Consider the following 638-nt stretch of genomic DNA (forward strand, 5'->3'; position numbering starts at 1 on the left):
TCGTCGACGAGGCCGACTTCTTCGAGATCTCCAGCGAGTGGGCCCGGAACATCGTCTGCGGCTTCGCCCGCATGGACGGGACCAGCGTCGGCATCGTCGCCAACCAGCCCCAGGTGCTGGCCGGGGTGCTGGACATCGATTCCAGCCGCAAGGCCGCCCGCTTCGTGCGGTTCTGCGACGCCTTCAACATCCCGATCATCACCCTGGTGGACGTGCCCGGCTTCATGCCCGGCACCAAGCAGGAGTACGGCGGCCTGATCAAGCACGGGGCCAAGCTCCTGTTCGCCTATGCCGAGGCCACGGTCCCCAAGATCACCCTGATCACCCGCAAGGCCTATGGCGGGGCCTATGACGTGATGAGCTCCAAGCACCTGCGCGGCGACGTCAACTACGCCTGGCCCACCGCCGAGATCGCGGTCATGGGCGCCAAGGGGGCGGTGGAGATCATCTTCCGCCAGGAGGCCAAGGACCCCCAGGCCCTGGCCGCCCGCGAGGCCGAGTACAAGGACCGCTTCGCCAACCCCTTCGTCGCCGCCTCCAGGGGCTATATCGACGACGTCATCATGCCCCACGGCACCCGCCGGCGCATCGTCCGCGCGCTCAAGTCCCTCAAGGGCAAGGCGCTTCAGAACCCCTGG

Annotated in this window: 1 protein-coding gene; it reads left to right on the top strand. The window is 67.6% G+C overall.

The genetic code is table 11. The features are described 5' to 3' along the window. A partial coding sequence (locus AC07NX_RS26205) for a carboxyl transferase domain-containing protein (protein WP_494646058.1) occupies positions 1–638 on the top strand: 638 nt, incomplete at both ends.

The organism is Caulobacter sp. GW821-FHT09A05, assembly GCF_059418465.1.